At 69.5% G+C, this 16,260-nt stretch carries 11 protein-coding genes and 1 pseudogene; 2 read left to right on the top strand and 10 right to left on the bottom strand.

What is annotated here, in order from left to right; all coding sequences use genetic code 11:
- Positions 1 to 105 precede the first annotated feature (105 nt).
- Positions 106 to 1,731, top strand: a complete 1,626-nt coding sequence (locus tag QE397_RS07470; RefSeq protein ID WP_307097414.1) for an ATP-binding protein — start codon at positions 106 to 108, stop codon at positions 1,729 to 1,731.
- Positions 1,732 to 1,773: 42 nt separating this feature from the next.
- On the top strand, positions 1,774 to 2,454 hold the full coding sequence (locus QE397_RS07465) for a response regulator (RefSeq protein ID WP_156380502.1): 681 nt from the start codon (positions 1,774 to 1,776) through the stop codon (positions 2,452 to 2,454).
- Between the two features lie 16 nt (positions 2,455 to 2,470).
- Here the strand turns inward: QE397_RS07465 and QE397_RS07460 are convergent.
- The 10 genes and pseudogenes from QE397_RS07460 to QE397_RS07415 form a co-directional block, all read right to left on the bottom strand.
- Positions 2,471 to 3,536: pseudogene (locus tag QE397_RS07460) on the bottom strand (amidohydrolase family protein).
- Between the two features lie 31 nt (positions 3,537 to 3,567).
- Positions 3,568 to 5,136 (bottom strand): signal recognition particle protein, encoded by a 1,569-nt coding sequence (gene ffh, locus QE397_RS07455; RefSeq protein ID WP_056445067.1) that lies wholly within the window; start codon positions 5,134 to 5,136, stop codon positions 3,568 to 3,570.
- Between the two features lie 91 nt (positions 5,137 to 5,227).
- Positions 5,228 to 7,714: a [protein-PII] uridylyltransferase gene (locus QE397_RS07450; RefSeq protein ID WP_307097411.1), complete on the bottom strand. Its 2,487-nt coding sequence runs from the start codon at positions 7,712 to 7,714 to the stop codon at positions 5,228 to 5,230.
- 57 nt (positions 7,715 to 7,771) lie between these two features.
- A complete protein-coding gene (locus tag QE397_RS07445) occupies positions 7,772 to 8,110 on the bottom strand; it encodes a P-II family nitrogen regulator (protein WP_027505009.1) in 339 nt (112 codons plus the stop codon).
- A 3-nt stretch (positions 8,111 to 8,113) separates the two neighbouring features.
- Complete coding sequence (locus QE397_RS07440; protein ID WP_027505008.1) at positions 8,114 to 9,475, bottom strand: ammonium transporter; 1,362 nt, start codon at positions 9,473 to 9,475, stop codon at positions 8,114 to 8,116.
- Positions 9,476 to 9,697: 222 nt separating this feature from the next.
- Positions 9,698 to 11,098, bottom strand: coding sequence for a signal recognition particle-docking protein FtsY (gene ftsY / locus QE397_RS07435; protein ID WP_307092618.1), 1,401 nt, complete (start codon positions 11,096 to 11,098; stop codon positions 9,698 to 9,700).
- A 4-nt stretch (positions 11,099 to 11,102) separates the two neighbouring features.
- Positions 11,103 to 14,726, bottom strand: coding sequence for a chromosome segregation protein SMC (smc, locus tag QE397_RS07430; protein WP_307092616.1), 3,624 nt, complete (start codon positions 14,724 to 14,726; stop codon positions 11,103 to 11,105).
- Positions 14,727 to 14,755: 29 nt separating this feature from the next.
- Positions 14,756 to 15,040 carry an acylphosphatase gene (locus QE397_RS07425; RefSeq protein WP_027505005.1) on the bottom strand — a complete coding sequence of 95 codons (285 nt, stop codon included), beginning with the start codon at positions 15,038 to 15,040 and terminating at the stop codon, positions 14,756 to 14,758.
- The gene (locus QE397_RS07420; RefSeq protein WP_027505004.1) at positions 15,037 to 15,447 is read right to left on the bottom strand and encodes an OsmC family protein; all 411 of its coding nucleotides are present in this window, start codon (positions 15,445 to 15,447) and stop codon (positions 15,037 to 15,039) included. The genes QE397_RS07425 and QE397_RS07420 overlap by 4 nt, the downstream gene beginning before the upstream one ends.
- Before the next feature lie 13 nt (positions 15,448 to 15,460).
- Positions 15,461 to 16,225 (bottom strand): IclR family transcriptional regulator, encoded by a 765-nt coding sequence (locus tag QE397_RS07415; protein ID WP_027505003.1) that lies wholly within the window; start codon positions 16,223 to 16,225, stop codon positions 15,461 to 15,463.
- Positions 16,226 to 16,260: the final 35 nt, after the last annotated feature.

Below are 16,260 nucleotides of genomic sequence, written 5' to 3'. Positions count from 1 at the left end.
GGTCCTCGATTCGTCTCGATCGTGATGTAAGACTGTGATCGAGAGCAATCATGGATGTTTCAGTGATTCAGGTCACCCATTCGTTACCAAGGAAAGTTGAGTTCTTTGTGGTCACGACGGTCGATCCGGACCGCCCTGGTCCGGCACGCGCGCGGCAGGTCGCTGGCCGGCCAGTTCCTCGTGTTGCAACTGGCCGTCGTCGCCGTGGTGTTGGGGGCCGTGGCCGCGATCTCGATTCATCAGTCGACCACCGAGTTCCGGGACATCCAGGGCGGGCGCATGCTGTCCGTCGCGGAGAGCCTGGCCTCCACCCCGATCGTGCGGGAGCAGCTGAACGCGCCGCTGGTGGAACAAGTGCTCGCGCCGGATGTCGACCGCGCGGTGTCTCTCTCCGGAGCCACCCTGGCCGAGATCGTCTCGACCGAAGGCGAGGTTCTGGTGTCCACCGATCCGACCCGCGTCGGATCCGCCGCAGAACTCGGTGACAGCGACGTCTTCGGCGGCCGCGGCTGGTACGGCGACGTCGACGTGGAGGGCCACCCTTCCATTGCCGGACACGTGCCGATCCTCGACACCGACGGTGGTGTGATCGCTGTGGTCACCGTGTCGGAGAACTATCCCTCGACGTGGATGCTGTTGTCCGACTCCGGTGCTCGCCTCCTGATCTATCTCGGAATAGGCGCCGGCGTCGGTGCCGCGGGATCGTGGCTGCTCTCCCGGCGCATCCGTCGCCACACTCTCGGGCTCGAGACCACCGAGATCGCGAGCCTTGCCGACCACCGAGAAGCGTTGCTGCACAGCATCCGTGAAGGCGTCATCGCCGTCGGCAACGACGGCCGGATCACGATGATCAACGACAGCGCGTGCGCCCTGCTGGATCTACAGCCGAGCGTCGTCGGGAATCACGTCGCCGAGGTCGACATCGACGCCGGGATACGCGAGGTACTTCTGTCCGACGGTGACGTCGAGGACGTCGTCGTCACCACCTCGACGCGGGTCCTGGCCCTCAATCGCCGCAGTGCCACCAGTCGCCGTGCGGAGAACCGCGGGCAGCACATCGGCACCGTCACCACAATGCGTGACAGCACCGAACTCGCCTCGATGCAGAGCCAACTGACGTCGCACAAGAGTGTGACCGACACCCTGCGCGCCCAGACCCACGAATTCGCGAACCAGCTGCACACCATCTCCGGCTTGGCACAGCTGGGCAGCTACGACGACGTGACCCGGTTGGTGGGCACGCTCACCCGCCGCCGCGCGGAGATCAGCGATTCGATCACGGCGCACGTCCACGACCCGGCGGTGGCGGCACTGCTCATCGCGAAGACGTCGCTCGCCGCCGAGGCCGGGGTGCGGCTCGTGTTGGATCCGGAGTCGGATCTGGGTGCGCTCGATCCGGCGCTGTCGACGGACGTCATCACCGTCCTCGGCAACCTCGTGGACAACGCGCTCGACGTCTCCCGCGACCACGGCGATCGCTCCATCACCGTGCTCGTCCGTGACGATCCGGAACTGTGTGTCGAGGTCGTCGACTCCGGCCCCGGAGTTCCCCCGCAGATGCGCGAGTTGATCTTCTCGCGGGGCGTGACGTCCAAGACGGACGTTCCCGGCGGACGCGGCATCGGTCTCGCGCTCGTCCGGTTGGTCAGCGTGCAGCACGGCGGCACCGCGACCATCGAGGACGCAGATTCCGGCGGTGCCCGTTTCCGCGTCCGCATGCCGCTCGGTTAGGTTCTGCACATTCCCGACCCGACGAGAGAGGACGTACTCCGAGTGCCCACGGTGCTGGTGGTGGACGACGACTTCATGGTGGCGGACATCCACCGCCGCTTCGTCGACCACACACCTGGCTTCACGGCGGTCGGTGTCGCGCACTCCGCGGCGGCAGCCCGGACCAGCATCACCGAGTTGACCCCGGACCTCGTCCTTCTCGACGTGCACCTGCCCGACGCCTCGGGACTCGACGTGCTCCGTGCCTTGCGGGCCGAGAAGAATCCCGTCGGCGTCATCATGATCACCGCCGCACGGGAACTCGACACCGTCGCGGATGCCTTGAGCGGCGGCGCCGCGGACTACCTGATCAAGCCCTTCGAGTATCCGCAGCTGCGCGACAAGCTGGACGCCTTCGCCGCGCGCTTCGATGCCCTGTCCTCCGGGCAGGCTGATCAGTCACTCGTCGATTCGCTGTTCGGTGCCGCAGCGCGGCCGGACCAGTCGACTTCGGACGCCGCCGCCCGGCTGCCCAAGGGTCTGTCGCCGGAGACCGGCGGCGTGGTACTCGGGCAGATGACCGGAGGAGCCGAGCTGTCGGCCACGGAATGCGCTGAAGCCGTCGGCATCTCGCGAGTCAGCGCGCGCCGGTACCTCGAACACTATCTGGCCTGCGGCGTGCTGGACGTCCGTCTGCAGTACGGCCGGGCAGGGCGCCCGGAACGCCGCTACCGAGCACGCTGACCATCGGAGCCGCCGGTCACCAGATCCGGCCGCGCAAGACCACCACGTCCGGCGCCGACAGGACGTCCGGCCCGGTTCGTGGGTCCGTGGAGTAGAACACCAGATCCGCGGGTGCGCCGTGCTCGATGCCCGCACGCCCGAGCCACCGCCGCGCCGTCCAACTGGCCGCACCCAGGGCGTCGGTCGGCGACAGGCCCACGCCCACCAGCGCCGCCACCTCGTCGGCCACCCGCCCGTGCTCGATGCTGCCGCCCGCGTCGGTGCCCGCGTAGATCGGGACTCCGGCGTCGTGCGCGCGCCCCACCGTGTCCGCCACTCGGGCGTGCAGATCGCGCATGTGATCGGCGTAGCGCGGGTAGCGGGTGGCCGAGTCGGCGATCGACGGAAATGTCTCGATGTTGATGAGCGTGGGCACCAGTGCGGTTCCGTGCTCGACCATCATCTCGATGGTCTCGTCGGTCAGGCCGGTGCCGTGTTCGATGCAGTCGATGCCGGCACCGATCAGCCCGGGCAGCGCGTCCTCGCCGAAGACGTGCGCAGTGACCCGGGCGCCCTCGGCGTGGGCGGCGTCGATGGCCCGGCGCAGGACCGCGTCGTCCCACAAGGGTGCGAGGTCGCCGACCTCGCGGTCGATCCAGTCGCCGACCAGCTTGACCCACCCGTCGCCGAGGCGCGCCTGCTGAGCCACGGCCTCGGGCAGTTGCGACTCGTCCTCGAGATCGACGGCGAGGCCGGGAATGTAGCGCTTGGGCATCGCGATGTGCCGACCCGCGCGGATGATGCGCGGCAGATCCTCGTGGTCGTCGAGTGCGCGGGTGTCGACGGGCGATCCCGCGTCACGCAGCAGCAGCGCACCCACCTCGCGCTCGGTGGTGGCCTGCGCGACGGTGCCGTCGTGATCCTCGTGCCCGCCGCCGTACGTGATACCGACATGGCAGTGCGCGTCGACGAGACCCGGAACGATCCAGCCGCCCCGCGCCACCGTGGTGGCACCGGGAACCGGATCCAGTGGAGACGAGGCCGTCTCGCACCCAGACGTCCACCTCGTCGTGGCCGGGCAGCACGACGCCGCGCAGATGCAGACTCGGCGAGATGCGCACCGCGTGCTCCGCCCTACTTCTTGGGGAGCTTCAGCTGCGACAGGTCGATGCCCTCGAGGCCCGGCGGAAGCTGGTCGAGGCCCTTCGGCATCGAGGACAGATCGGGCATCCCCGCGGGCATTCCGCCCGGCATACCGGGGAAGCCTCCCCGCACGCCCTTCGGCGGTGTGGGTCCGCGACCGCCCTTCTTCCCCTTCTTGCCCTTCTTGTTGCTGCGCTGAACCTGCTTGCGCGCGCCGGGCATGCCCATGCGGCCGGCCATCGACGCCATCATCTTGCGGGCCTCGAAGAAGCGGTCGACGAGCTGGTTGACGTCGGAGACCTTCACACCGGAACCGTTGGCGATGCGCAGACGACGGGAGGCGTTGATCATCTTCGGATCGGCCCGCTCGGCGGGTGTCATACCGCGGATGATGGCCTGCACGCGGTCGAGCTGCTTGTCGTCCACCGACGCGAGGGCGTCCTTCATCTGACCGGCACCGGGCAGCATGCCGAGCAGGTTGCCGATCGGTCCCATCTTGCGGATCGCCATCATCTGCTCGAGGAAGTCCTCGAGCGTCAACTGGCCGGACCCGATCTTCGCGGCGGTGTCCTCCGCCTGCTTCGCGTCGAAGACGGTCTCGGCCTGCTCGATGAGGCTGAGCAGGTCGCCCATGCCGAGGATGCGGCTCGCCATGCGATCCGGGTGGAAGATCTCGAAGTCCTCGAGCTTCTCGCCCGTCGACGCGAACATGATCGGTCGACCGGTGACCTCGCGGACGCTCAGCGCGGCGCCACCGCGGGCGTCGCCGTCGAGCTTGGTCAGCACGACGCCGGTGAAGCCGACACCGTCCTGGAAGGCCTGCGCCGTGCTGACGGCGTCCTGGCCGATCATCGCGTCGAGCACGAACAGGATCTCGTCGGGGTTCGTCGCGTCGCGGATACCGGCGGCCTGGCCCATGAGCTCGGTGTCGATACCGAGACGGCCCGCGGTGTCGACGATGACGACGTCGTACTGCTTGGCCCTGGCCTCCGCGACACCGGCGCGAGCGACCTCCACCGGATCGGCCGCGGTCACGCCGAGGGCATTCTCGCCGCCGCCGATCGACGTGCCCGGATGCGGCGCGAAGACGGCGGCGCCCGCACGCTCGCCGACGATCTGGAGCTGACTCACCGCACCGGGGCGCTGGAGGTCGCAGGCCACGAGGAGCGGGGTGTGGTTCTGGTCCTTGAGCCACTTGGCTAGCTTGCCGGCGAGTGTCGTCTTACCGGAGCCCTGCAGACCGGCCAGCATGATGACGGTCGGCGGGTTCTTCGCGAACTCCACCCGCCGGGTCTCGCCACCGAGGATGCCGACGAGCTCGTCGTTGACGATCTTGACGACCTGCTGCGCGGGGTTGAGAGCAGCGGAGACCTCGGCGCCCTTCGCGCGCTCCTTGATCCGAGTGATGAAAGCGCGCACGACCGGCAGCGCGACGTCGGCGTCGAGCAGTGCCAGGCGGATCTCGCGGCACACCGCATCGATGTCGGCGCCCGAGAGCCGACCCTTGCCTCTCAGATCCTTGAGGCTTCCGGTCAATCTGTCGGACAGTGATTCGAACACCGATACTCCTGAACATCGCGAGAGAAGTGAAGACTCCGTCGACCAGACTAACGGTCGATCGACCCGGCGGTGGCCCGGCCCGACGCGTACCTCAGTCGTCCGACTCGGGCTCCTTCGGACGCAGGGCGGGGACGACGGCCAGCAGCGCGCGTTCGAGCTCCTCGCGCTGTGCCCGCGATCCGGCGCCGCCCTCCGACGCCCCGCTGGTGTCGACGCAGAACGCGTCCACCACCGAGGATCCGCGGGTGGTGACCTTGGCCCAGCGCACGTCGGCACCGTGCTTCTCGAAGACGGACGAGAGCCGGCACAGCAGCCCGAGCCGATCCTCGGCGCGGACCTCCACGATCACGGAGTCACCGTCCGGACCGTCGAACCACAGCACCCGCGGCGGCGCCTGCGCGTACAGCAGAACCTCCGACGAGTCGAGCGCTCCGAGATCGCCGTCCGACGCGGCGATCCGTGCCCCGGCCTCCTTGAGGTCGAGTTGCGCGAGCAGGTCGAGGTCCCCGTCGAGTGCCCGGATGAGCTCCTGGCGCAGCAGGCCGGGCTGGGGCGGCGCCCCGAAGGTGGGCGTGACGACGAAGCGGTTGATCGCGAACCCGTTCGCGCTGACCACGGACGCGGACAGCACCCGCAGCGCGGCCAGAGCGAGCACGCCCGACGCGTTGGACAGCAGGCCGAGCCTGTCCGGCGCGGTCACCGTCACCTCGAACGTGTGCGGACTGTCCGACGGCTGCAGATCGACGTCGACTCCGCCCTCGGCGGCGCGGGCCGCGAGCGCCGCGTCGATCGGATCGGGCGTCGGCAGTGATTCACCGGCCATGATCATGCGGCAGCGCCGCACGAGCTCACCGATGAGCGAGGACTTCCAGTCCCCCCAGACACCGGGTCCCGTCGCGAGCGAGTCCGCCTCGGCCAGCGCGTGCAGGAGTTCGAGCAGGATCGGATCGCCGTCCAGCGCGTCGACCACCCGCTGCACCGTCGCGGGATCGTCCAGGTCGCGTCGGGTCGCGGTGTCCGGCAGGAGCAGATGGTGGCGCACCATCGCCTCGAGCAGCCGGACGTCCGACGGCCACAGACCGAGCCGCTTGCCCACCTGCGTGGCCAGATCCGCGCCGACGATGCTGTGGTCTCCCCCGCGGCCCTTGCCGATGTCGTGCAGCAGTGCCCCGAGGACCAGCAGGTCGGGCCTCGCGACCCGGGTGGTGAAACCGCTCGCGTGAGCGGCGGTCTCGACGAGATGGCGATCCACGGTCCAGGTGTGCACGGCGTCGCGCGGCGGCAGGTCGCGCACCGCCCCCCACTCGGGAAGCAGACGCCCCCACAGGCCCGTCCGGTCCAGAGCCTCGATCGCGTCGATGGCGCGGCGGCCGGATCCGAGGACCACCAGCAGGTCGTTCAGCGCCTCCTTCGGCCACGGCTCGCGCAGTTCCGGTGCACTGTCGGACAGCCGGCCCAGGGTCGACGCGGACATCGGCATCCCTGTCACCGCGGAGGCCGCCGCGACACGCATGATCAGTCCCGGATCCTTGTTGGGGCGGGCGTCCCGCGCCAGCACCACCTCGCCGGCGTGCTCGACGACCCCCTCGTCCAGGGGCCGACGCACAGGTACCCGGCGGAGCCGCGAGAGTCCGCGTCGCGGTATGGCATTCCCGGCGGTACGCAGGCCCACGTCCGTCGAGTAGACGATGGTGCGCGCCGAATCACTCAGTACGCGTGCGAGATCGAACCGATCGCCGATACGGAGCGCGGCGGCGATCTCGTCCGCGTCCTGCGCTCGCAGCTGATCACGGGCACGGCCCGCCACCCGGTGCAGCTCGGTACGGACGTCGAGGATCCGTCGGTGAGCGAAATCCAGTCCACCGCCCGGTGATTCGGGCCCGAGGCCCGGCATCGCGTCGGTGAGCTGCGCGATGGAGAGCGCGTCGAGCAGCTGCACGTCGCGCAGTCCGCCGCGTCCACTCTTGAGATCGGGCTCGGCCCGGTGGGCGATCTCGCCGCTACGCCCCCAGCGAGTGCGGGTCAGCGCGTGCAACTCGTCGAACCGATCGCGGATCCCGATGCGCCACTGACGCCGGATCCCGTCGATCAACATCGAACTGAGTTCGGCGTCGCCCACGATGTGTCGGGCGTCGAGCAGACCGAGGGCCGCGGTCATGTCGTGGGCGGCGACGTCCAGAGCCTGCGGAACCGTGCGGACACTGTGATCGAGCTTGATGTGCGCGTCCCACAGCGGGTACCAGAGTTGGTCGGCCACACCGCTGACGAGCGCGGGATCGAGATCGTCGTGCAACAGCACCAGGTCCAGGTCCGAGTACGGCAGCATCTCGCGGCGACCCAACCCGCCGACGGCGACGATGGCGAATCCGCTGTCCGGCTTGATACCCACCTCGGAACCCTTGGTGGTCAGCCAGAACTCGTGCAGATCGACGAGCGCCTGGCGCAGCGCCGTCGCGTCCAGTCGTCGATTCCGGCCCTGGCCCGCGAGCAGTTGCTCGCGCGCTCGGACGAGATCCGCCGCTGCTTCGGAACCTCCCACGGGGCTCACTCCTTCTGGTGTCGTGTCGCCGAGAAACAGATCGGCCGCGGATCCGCCCCGTCGAACGAGGCGGATCCGCGGCCGGACTGACGGGAACTACAGAGCGTCGGAGCCACGCTCGCCTGTGCGCACGCGCACGACGGCCTCCACGGGCGAGACCCAGACCTTGCCGTCACCGATCTTGCCGGTACGGGCTGCCTCGACGATCACCTCGACGACCTTGTCCACGGCCGCATCGTCCACGACGACCTCGACGCGCACCTTGGGAACGAAGTCCACGGAGTACTCGGCACCGCGGTAGACCTCGGTGTGGCCCTTCTGTCGGCCGTACCCCTGTACCTCGCTCACGGTCATACCGAGAACGCCTGCCTGCTCGAGAGCCGTCTTGACGTCCTCGAGAGTGAACGGCTTGACGATTGCAGTGATCAACTTCATGTCTCACGCCTCCTTGCTGGGAACGCGTCCCAGTGTTGACCCACCGAGTGCCGCAAAGTCGTAGGCGGTCTCGGCATGTTCCGATTCGTCGGCTCCCATGGATTCACCATCGTCGTCGATCCGGAGGCCCACGGTGTACTTGACGATGAGCGCGACGATGGTCGTACCCACCAGAGAGTAGAGCAGCACCGCACCGGCACCGACTGCCTGACGCCACAGCTGGTCGAATCCGCCGCCGTAGAACAGCCCCTCGACACCGGCCGGCGCCTCGGAGGTGGCGACCAGTCCGACGAGCAGCGTGCCCACCAGACCGCCGACGAGGTGGACGCCGACGACGTCGAGCGAGTCGTCGAAACCGAACTTGAACTTCAGGCCGACGGCCAGTGCGCAGAGCACACCGGCGACGACGCCGATGACGAGTGCACCGAGGATGTTGACCGAGGAGCAGGCCGGGGTGATGGCCACGAGTCCGGCGACGATGCCCGACGCACCACCGAGACTCGTCGCGTGCCCGTCACGGATGCGCTCCGTGAGGAGCCAGGCCAGCATGGCTGCGGCCGTGGCCGCGATGGTGGTGACGAAGGTGGCACCGGCGATGCCGTTGGAGCCGACGGCGGAACCGGCGTTGAAGCCGAACCAACCGAACCAGAGGAGGCCAGCACCCAGCATGACGAACGGCAGGTTGTGGGGGCGGAACGGAGTACCCGGCCATCCCTTGCGCTTGCCCAGGATGACGGCGAGCACCAGACCCGCGGCACCCGCGTTGATGTGGACGGCGGTACCGCCGGCGAAGTCGACCGCCGCGAGCTTGTTGGCGATCCAGCCACCGGTCGTGGTGGTGACCTCGTCGAAGGAGAAGACCCAGTGCGCGACCGGGAAGTAGACGAGGGTCGCCCACAGTCCGGCGAACAGCAGCCACGGTCCGAAGCGCATGCGGTCCGCGACAGCGCCGGAGATCAGCGCGACCGTCAGGATCGCGAACATGGCCTGGAAGGAGACGAACACGGTCGCGGGGATGGTGCCGACGAGCGGGATCGCGGCATCGGTGAGCACACCGGCCTCGTCCTCGGAGGCGAGGTACGTTCCGCCGATCAGGCCCTTGAGCCCGAAGTACTGGAACGGGTCACCGATCAGGTTGCCCTTGTCCTCGCCGAAGGTGACCGAGTAGCCGTACAGCACCCAGAGAACGCCGACGACGCCCATCGCGCTGATGCTCATCATGATCATGTTCAGCACGCTCTTCGCGCGGACCATGCCGCCGTAGAAGAACGCAAGACCCGGAACCATGAGCAACACGAATGCCGCGCTTGTCAGCATCCATGCGGTGTCACCGGTGTCGGGCGCACCGATAGTGGGAAAATCCACCTTGAGCCTCCTCCTTCTTCCTCGCCCCAGCCGATGGCGGCTGACGACCTGAGGAGAAGGGTGCTCACTCGACGTTTCGGCGACGACACTGCGGTGTTTCGTCGGTGTGAACGCACAGCCGAATCATGTTGCGACCGTGTTGCGTCTCGGTCTTTTCACCCGATTCGGCCGCCGAGGACTCGACGAGAGTCGAATTCTCGGCGGCCCGAGCGGAGCTCGCGGTCAGCCGAGAAGAGCGTCGACGAACGCGCCGGGCTCGAACGGAGCGAGGTCGTCGGCGCCCTCACCGAGGCCCACGAGCTTCACCGGGACACCGAGTTCACGCTGCACCTGGAACACGATGCCGCCCTTGGCGGTGCCGTCCAGCTTGGTCAGCACGACGCCGGTGATGTCGACGACCTGAGCGAACACCCGGGCCTGCGCGAGACCGTTCTGACCGATGGTCGCGTCGAGCACGAGCAGGACGTCGTCGACGGGCGCCTTCTTCTCGATGACGCGCTTGACCTTGCCCAGCTCGTCCATCAGTCCGGTCTTGGTGTGCAGTCGGCCCGCCGTGTCGATGAGCACGGCGTCGACTCCGTCGGCGATGCCGCGCGTCACAGCGTCGAACGCGACGGCGGCCGGATCGGCGCCCTCCTTGCCGCGCACCACCTCGGCGCCCACGCGCTCGGCCCACGTCTGCAGCTGGTCGGCCGCCGCGGCGCGGAAGGTGTCGGCCGCGCCCAGCACGACCCGACGGCCGTCCGCCACCAGGACGCGGGCGAGCTTGCCGGTCGTCGTGGTCTTGCCGGTGCCGTTGACGCCGACGACGAGCAGGACCGACGGTCGGTCACCGTGCGGCAGCGCACGGATCGAGCGGTCGAACGACGGGGTGAGCTGCTCGATCAGCACCTCGCGCAGCAGGGCGCGGGCCTCGGGCTCCGTCCGCACGTTGCGCACGGCCATCTGTTCACGCAGCGTCGCAACGATCTCGGCGGTCGCCGCACTTCCCAGGTCGGCGACGAGGAGGGTGTCCTCGACCTCCTCCCACGAGTCCTCGTCGAGGTCGCCGCCACCGAGCAGTCCGAGCAGCGACCGGCCCACGGCGTTCTGCGATCGCGACAGTCGACCGCGCAGCTTGGTCAGGCGGCCCGACGTCGGCTCGATCTCGTCGAGCACCGGAGCGGAGCTCGCCGGTTCTGCGGGCGTCTCCTCCTCCACCGGAGGGACGACCACGGGCGGGGTCTCGACAGTCGGTGCCTCCGTGGCCGGAGCGGGCTCGTCGAGCACCGGGTCGGGCAGCGAGATGTCGGTGATGCCCCGCTTGGGTGCGTCGCGAGGAACCGACGCGTCGTCACCGACCCGCGGCTGATCGTCGGTGTCGGTGCGCTCGAGGGTGGGTTCGGGGATCGGCTTCCGGGGCGCCGGCGCGGGCGGAGCCGCCGTGCCCTGCGAGAAGTCGAATCCGGTCCCGGCCTTGTAGCCACCCGATCGGTCGACCTCGCGGACCTGCTCGGTGGTGTCCGGACGGGCCAGGGAGATGCGGCGACGACGCTGCAACACCAACCCGACGACGAGCACGACGACGAGCAGTGCGAGGACGGCCGCCACGACGATCCACAGTTCGGTAGTCACGTCGACCATCCTGTCAGGACGGTGGCTCGGGAGTCGCCACCTCCCCCGCGGGCTCGAGGACGGCACGCTTGGGCAACCGCTGCGAGATCACCGTCGTGATGCCGTCGCCGCGCATGCTCACGCCGTACAGCGCGTCGGCCACCTCCATGGTGGGTTTCTGGTGCGTGATGACGATGAGCTGCGACTTCTCCCGCAGCTGCTCGAACAGGCCGATGAGGCGACGGAGGTTCGTGTCGTCCAGCGCCGCCTCGACCTCGTCCATGACGTAGAACGGGGACGGCCGGGCCCGGAAGATGGCGACGAGCATCGCGACCGCGGTGAGCGACTTCTCGCCGCCGGACAGCAGCGACAACCTCTTGACCTTCTTGCCCGGCGGACGGGCCTCGACCTCGATGCCGGTGGTGAGCATGTCCGAGGGGTCGGTCAGTACCAGTCGGCCCTCACCGCCCGGGAAGAGCTTGGCGAAGACGCCGACGAACTCGCGCTCGACGTCGGCGTAGGCCTCGGTGAACACCTGCAGGATGCGGGCGTCGACGTCCGCGACCACGCCCAACAGATCCTTGCGCGCCGACTTCACGTCCTCGAGCTGGGTGGACAGGAAGTTGTAGCGCTCCTCCAGGGCGGCGAACTCCTCGAGAGCCAGCGGGTTGACCTTGCCCAGCGTCGCGAGGTCCTTCTCCGCACGCTTGACCCGGCGCTCCTGCTCCGCGCGGTCGAACGGCATCGGGGCCGGGGCCACCACCTGCTCGCCGCGTTCCTTCGCCTGCTCGTACTCCGCCATCTCGAGGTCGGTCGGCGGCAGCGTGACGTCGGGTCCGTACTCGGCGATCAGGTCGTCGGGCGCGATGGAGAACTGCTCCACCACGTTCTGTTCGAGCTGCTCGATGCGGAGCACCGCCTGCGCCTTGGCCACCTCGTCGCGGTGCACCGCGTCGGTCAACTGCGTGGCGCGCGCGGCGAGGGCGCGAACCTGTTCCCGCGTCCGGTCCAGCTCGGCCGCTCGGTCGGAACGACGGCGAGCCAGTTCGTCGCGGCGCACGGCAGCGTCCGCCACGACGCGCTCCAGCCGTCCGGCGACACGAGTCCCGGCCTCGGCGACCGCGGCGGCCACCGCAGCGGACTGCACGCGGCGTGCCCGTGCCCGCTCGGCCCGCGCACGGCCTTCTCGTTCCATCCGTGCCTGCCGACGGAGCTGGTCGGCCTTGCCGCGGACCGAGTCGGCGCGCTCCTCGGCGGTGCGTAGGGACAATCTGGCGTCGACCTCGACGGACCGCACCTCGGTGACCGCTGCGGCAGCGTCCTCGCGGGCCCGCGCCCACTCCTCCGCCTCACCGTCCCCGTCGGCGTCGCCGCCCTGGTCGTCCTCGGCCCGGCGCACGCGCTCCTCCAGTTCGGCGAGCGCGGTCACCGCCTCGTCCCGCTGATGCTCGGCCCGTTCGCGCTGGGACTGCAGCCGGGTCGACTCGGCATGCGCGACACGGGCGACCTGGCCCAGTCGGCCGAGTTGCTCGTACACCGCGGACATCGCGGCGTCGGACTCCGTGAGCGCGGCCAACGCCTGATCGGCGGCCTCCCGGCGGTCCGCCTGTTCGGCGAGCGCCCCGGACAGCGCCGCGGCGAGTTCCTCGGTCCGACGCTCCGTCGCCGCCAGTTCGGTCACCGACTCGTCGATGGCCGCCTGCACCTCGAGCGTGCTGGGTCGGCGGTCCGACCCACCGGTGATCCACCCGCGCCCCACCAGGTCGCCGCCGCGTGTCACGACGCGCACGTCGGCGCTGTCCTCGACCAGGGCGGTGGCCTCCTCCAGCGTGTCGACGACGCTGGTGCCCGCCAACAACGAGGCGAGCGCGCCGCGCGCCGACTCGGACGCCTCGATCACCGACAGGATCGAGGTGCCGGAGCCGATCGTCCGCTCCTCGGACGCCGCGCCCGTGGGGTAGACGATCGCCGCGCGGCCGGCGTCCTCGCTCTTGAGCGCCGACACCGCCTCGCGGGCGTTCTCGACCGACGAGACCACCACGGCGTCGGCCGCGGCTCCCAGCGCCACGGCCACAGCCACCTCGTACCCCGGCCGCACGGTGAGGTGATCGCCCAACCTGCCGACGACGCCGTGCTGTTGCTTCTCCCCCAGCCACGCACCGCCGTCGCCGCGTTCCAGGTTCATCGTGAGAGCGTCGATCCGGGCGCGCAGCGATGCCACTCGCTGGCTCGACTCCCGTTCTCCCGTCTGTAGTTCCGCGACGCGGGCGTCGGCGATGGCCAGTGCCTCGACAGCATTCTCGTGCTGCGAGTCCAGTCCCGCCTCACCGGCGTCGAGTTCGCCGACCTTCTCCTGGACGATGTCGAACTCGGCCTGTGCGGCGTCGCCGCGGTGCCTCGCGTCCTCGATCGCGGTCGCGAGACGGGCCACCTCCGTGTCGTACGACTCGGCCCGAGCGCGCAGCCCGTCCACCTGACCGGAGAGCCGCGCGAGGCCCTCCCTGCGGTCGGCGACGGCGCGCACGGCAGCGGCGTGGGCGCGCTCCGCGTCCGCCGCGGCCGCTTCCCGTTCCGCGAGCTGCTCCCTCGCGGCATCGAGGGTGGCGCGCGCGAACTCCACCGCCTCGGTCAGCTGCAGCTCCTCCTCGGCGACCCGGTCCGCACGCTGCTCGAGCTCGTCCGGGTCGGGACCGCGGCGGTCCTCCGGCTCGTCACCGAGGTGACGTGCCCGCTCGGTCGCGATGCGCACGGTGGCGCCGACACGCTCGGCGAGAGCGGACAGCTGGAACCACGTCTGCGCCGCCGCCTCCGCGCTCGGGGTGAGTCGCGCGAGGTCCTGCTCGCCCTCGGCCAGCACCGCCTCGCCCTCGGCCAACGCGTCCTGGACAGCGGCGTACTCCTCGCGAGCCTTCGTCTCGTCGTGCGACTGTTCCGCCAGTTCGGTCCGGCGTGTCACCAGATCGTCGGCGGCGATGCGCAGGCGCGCGTCGCGGAGGTCCGCCTGCACGGTCTGCGCGCGCCGGGCCACCTCGGCCTGTCGGCCCAGGGGCTTGAGCTGCCGACGCAGTTCGGTGGTGAGGTCCGTCAGACGCGCGAGGTTGGCCTGCATGGAGTCGAGCTTGCGGACGGCCTTCTCTTTGCGCTTGCGGTGCTTGAGGACGCCGGCGGCCTCCTCGATGAAGGCGCGACGGTCCTCCGGCCGCGACTCGAGAATGGCGGCGAGTCGACCCTGACCGACGATGACGTGCATCTCACGGCCGATACCCGAGTCGCTGAGCAGTTCCTGGACGTCCATCAGTCGGCACGAGCTGCCGTTGATCTCGTACTCGCCGGCACCGTCGCGGAACATGCGGCGGGTGATCGAGACCTCGGAGTAGTCGATCGGCAGCGCGCCGTCGCTGTTGTCGATGGTCAGCGTCACCTCGGCCCGGCCCAGCGGGGCGCGGCCGGACGTGCCGGCGAAGATGACGTCCTCCATCTTGCCGCCGCGCAGCGCCTTCGCGCCCTGCTCCCCCATGACCCAGGTCAGGGCGTCGACGACATTCGACTTGCCCGATCCGTTGGGCCCCACGACGCAGGTGATGCCGGGCTCGAAACGCAGAGTCGTCGCCGAGGCGAAGGACTTGAAGCCCTTCAGCGTCAGACTCTTGAGGTGCATGGCGGTTCAGACTACCCAGCCCTGCTCTCTCAGCGTTCGACGAACCCGTCGAGTCCGCCGCGAGCGGATTCCCAGTTGTCCACCACGGTGGTCACCGAGCCCGGGGTGTCACCCGATCGCAGAGCGGCGAGCAGCGCCTCGAGATCAGCTCGATCTCCCTCGGCGACCACGTGCACCCGGCCGTCGGACGTGTTGGTCGCTGATCCGACGAGCCCGAGTTCCAACGCGCGCGACCGCGTCCACCAGCGGAAACCGACGCCCTGGACACTGCCGTGGACCCACGCGCTCAGCCGTTCGAGGTCGACTGCCGTCACTCCTCGACCTCGATACGGAGGTCCACCTCGGTGCCCGCCTTCAACGTGCGCCCCACCGTGCACACCTTGTCGACGGCCTTGGTGACGACGGTGAGCAACCGTTCCCTGGCCTCCGGATCGAGGGCGCTGAGGTCGACCGTCAGCACCTCCTCGAGCCGCGGGTAGCGCTCCTCGTCACGATCGGCGACGCCCGACACCCGGACGGTCGCATCGTAGTCGTCACCGAGCCGGCGGGCGAGGGGGCGGTCGGAGCTCATGCCCGTGCACGCCGCGAGAGCGATCTTGAGCAGCTCACCGGGAGTGAAGACACCCTCGACGTCCTCGGACCCGATGAGCACTTCGGCACCGCGCGAACTCTTGCCGGTGTAACGACGTGTCCCGGTGCGATCGACCCACAGTTCAGCCATGAGTCGAGTCTAGTCAGCGGCGACCGAGACCGTCCGCGGCCAGGTCCTTCGCCAGTCGTTCGGCGGCCGAGACGAGCAGTGGCACATAGTCGTTCGCGGTGTCGGGGGTGACGCGGGCGGACGGGCCCGCGATCGAGATCGCGGTGAGTGTCGGGGCGCCGATCACCGGAACCGCGAAGCACCGCACCCCCACCTCCTGCTCCCCCTCGTCCACTGAATACCCGCGCTCGCGGATCACGGCGAGATCTGCGAGGAGCGCCGCGGGTGTGGTGTGGGTGTTCACCGTCTTCGGCGCCATCCCCGTCCGGGCGAGCAGTGCGAGCACCTCCTCGTCGGGCAACTGCGCGAGCAACGCCTTCCCCACCCCGGTGCTGTGCGGGAACACGCGCTGACCCACCTCGTTGAACATGCGCATCGCATGCTCGGACGGCACCTGCGCGACGTACACGGCCATGTCGTCCTCGAGGAACGCCATGTTGGACGTCTCGTGCGTGATCGACACGAGCTCCGCCAGATAGGGACGAGCCCACGAGCCGATGAGCTTGGCGGATCGCTCACCGAGGGCGATGAGCCGTGTCCCCAGGGCGTACCGGCGCGACGGGAGTCGGCGTGCGTATCCCAGCGCCACCAGGGTCTTGAGCAGACGATGGATGGTCGGCATCGGCAGCTCGGCCGCCTCGGCCAGCTCGCTGACACCGACCGACCCGCCCGCACCGGCCATGATCTCGAGAAGGTCGAACGCGCGCTCGACCGACTGCACGCCGCCACTGGACTCCATGCCGCCGAGCCTATTCCACCAGGCGGAAGAAACGG

Origin of the sequence: Rhodococcus sp. SORGH_AS_0301, assembly GCF_030818285.1 — a bacterium.
In the GTDB taxonomy this organism is placed as follows: Bacteria; Actinomycetota; Actinomycetes; order Mycobacteriales; family Mycobacteriaceae; genus Rhodococcoides.
The sequence above is the reverse complement of the archived record's forward strand: the minus strand, read 5'-3'. Positions and strand labels throughout refer to the sequence as shown.

What these genes read in the sequence shown, in the direction of transcription:
- QE397_RS07445 (WP_027505009.1), bottom strand. Translation starts at nt 8,110, where the DNA reads ATGAAGTTGATCACTGCAATCGTCAAGCCGTTCACTCTCGAGGACGTC.
- QE397_RS07420 (WP_027505004.1), bottom strand. Translation starts at nt 15,447, where the DNA reads ATGGCTGAACTGTGGGTCGATCGCACCGGGACACGTCGTTACACCGGC.
- ftsY (WP_307092618.1), bottom strand. Translation starts at nt 11,098, where the DNA reads ATGGTCGACGTGACTACCGAACTGTGGATCGTCGTGGCGGCCGTCCTC.
- smc (WP_307092616.1), bottom strand. Translation starts at nt 14,726, where the DNA reads ATGCACCTCAAGAGTCTGACGCTGAAGGGCTTCAAGTCCTTCGCCTCG.
- QE397_RS07415 (WP_027505003.1), bottom strand. Translation starts at nt 16,225, where the DNA reads ATGGAGTCCAGTGGCGGCGTGCAGTCGGTCGAGCGCGCGTTCGACCTT.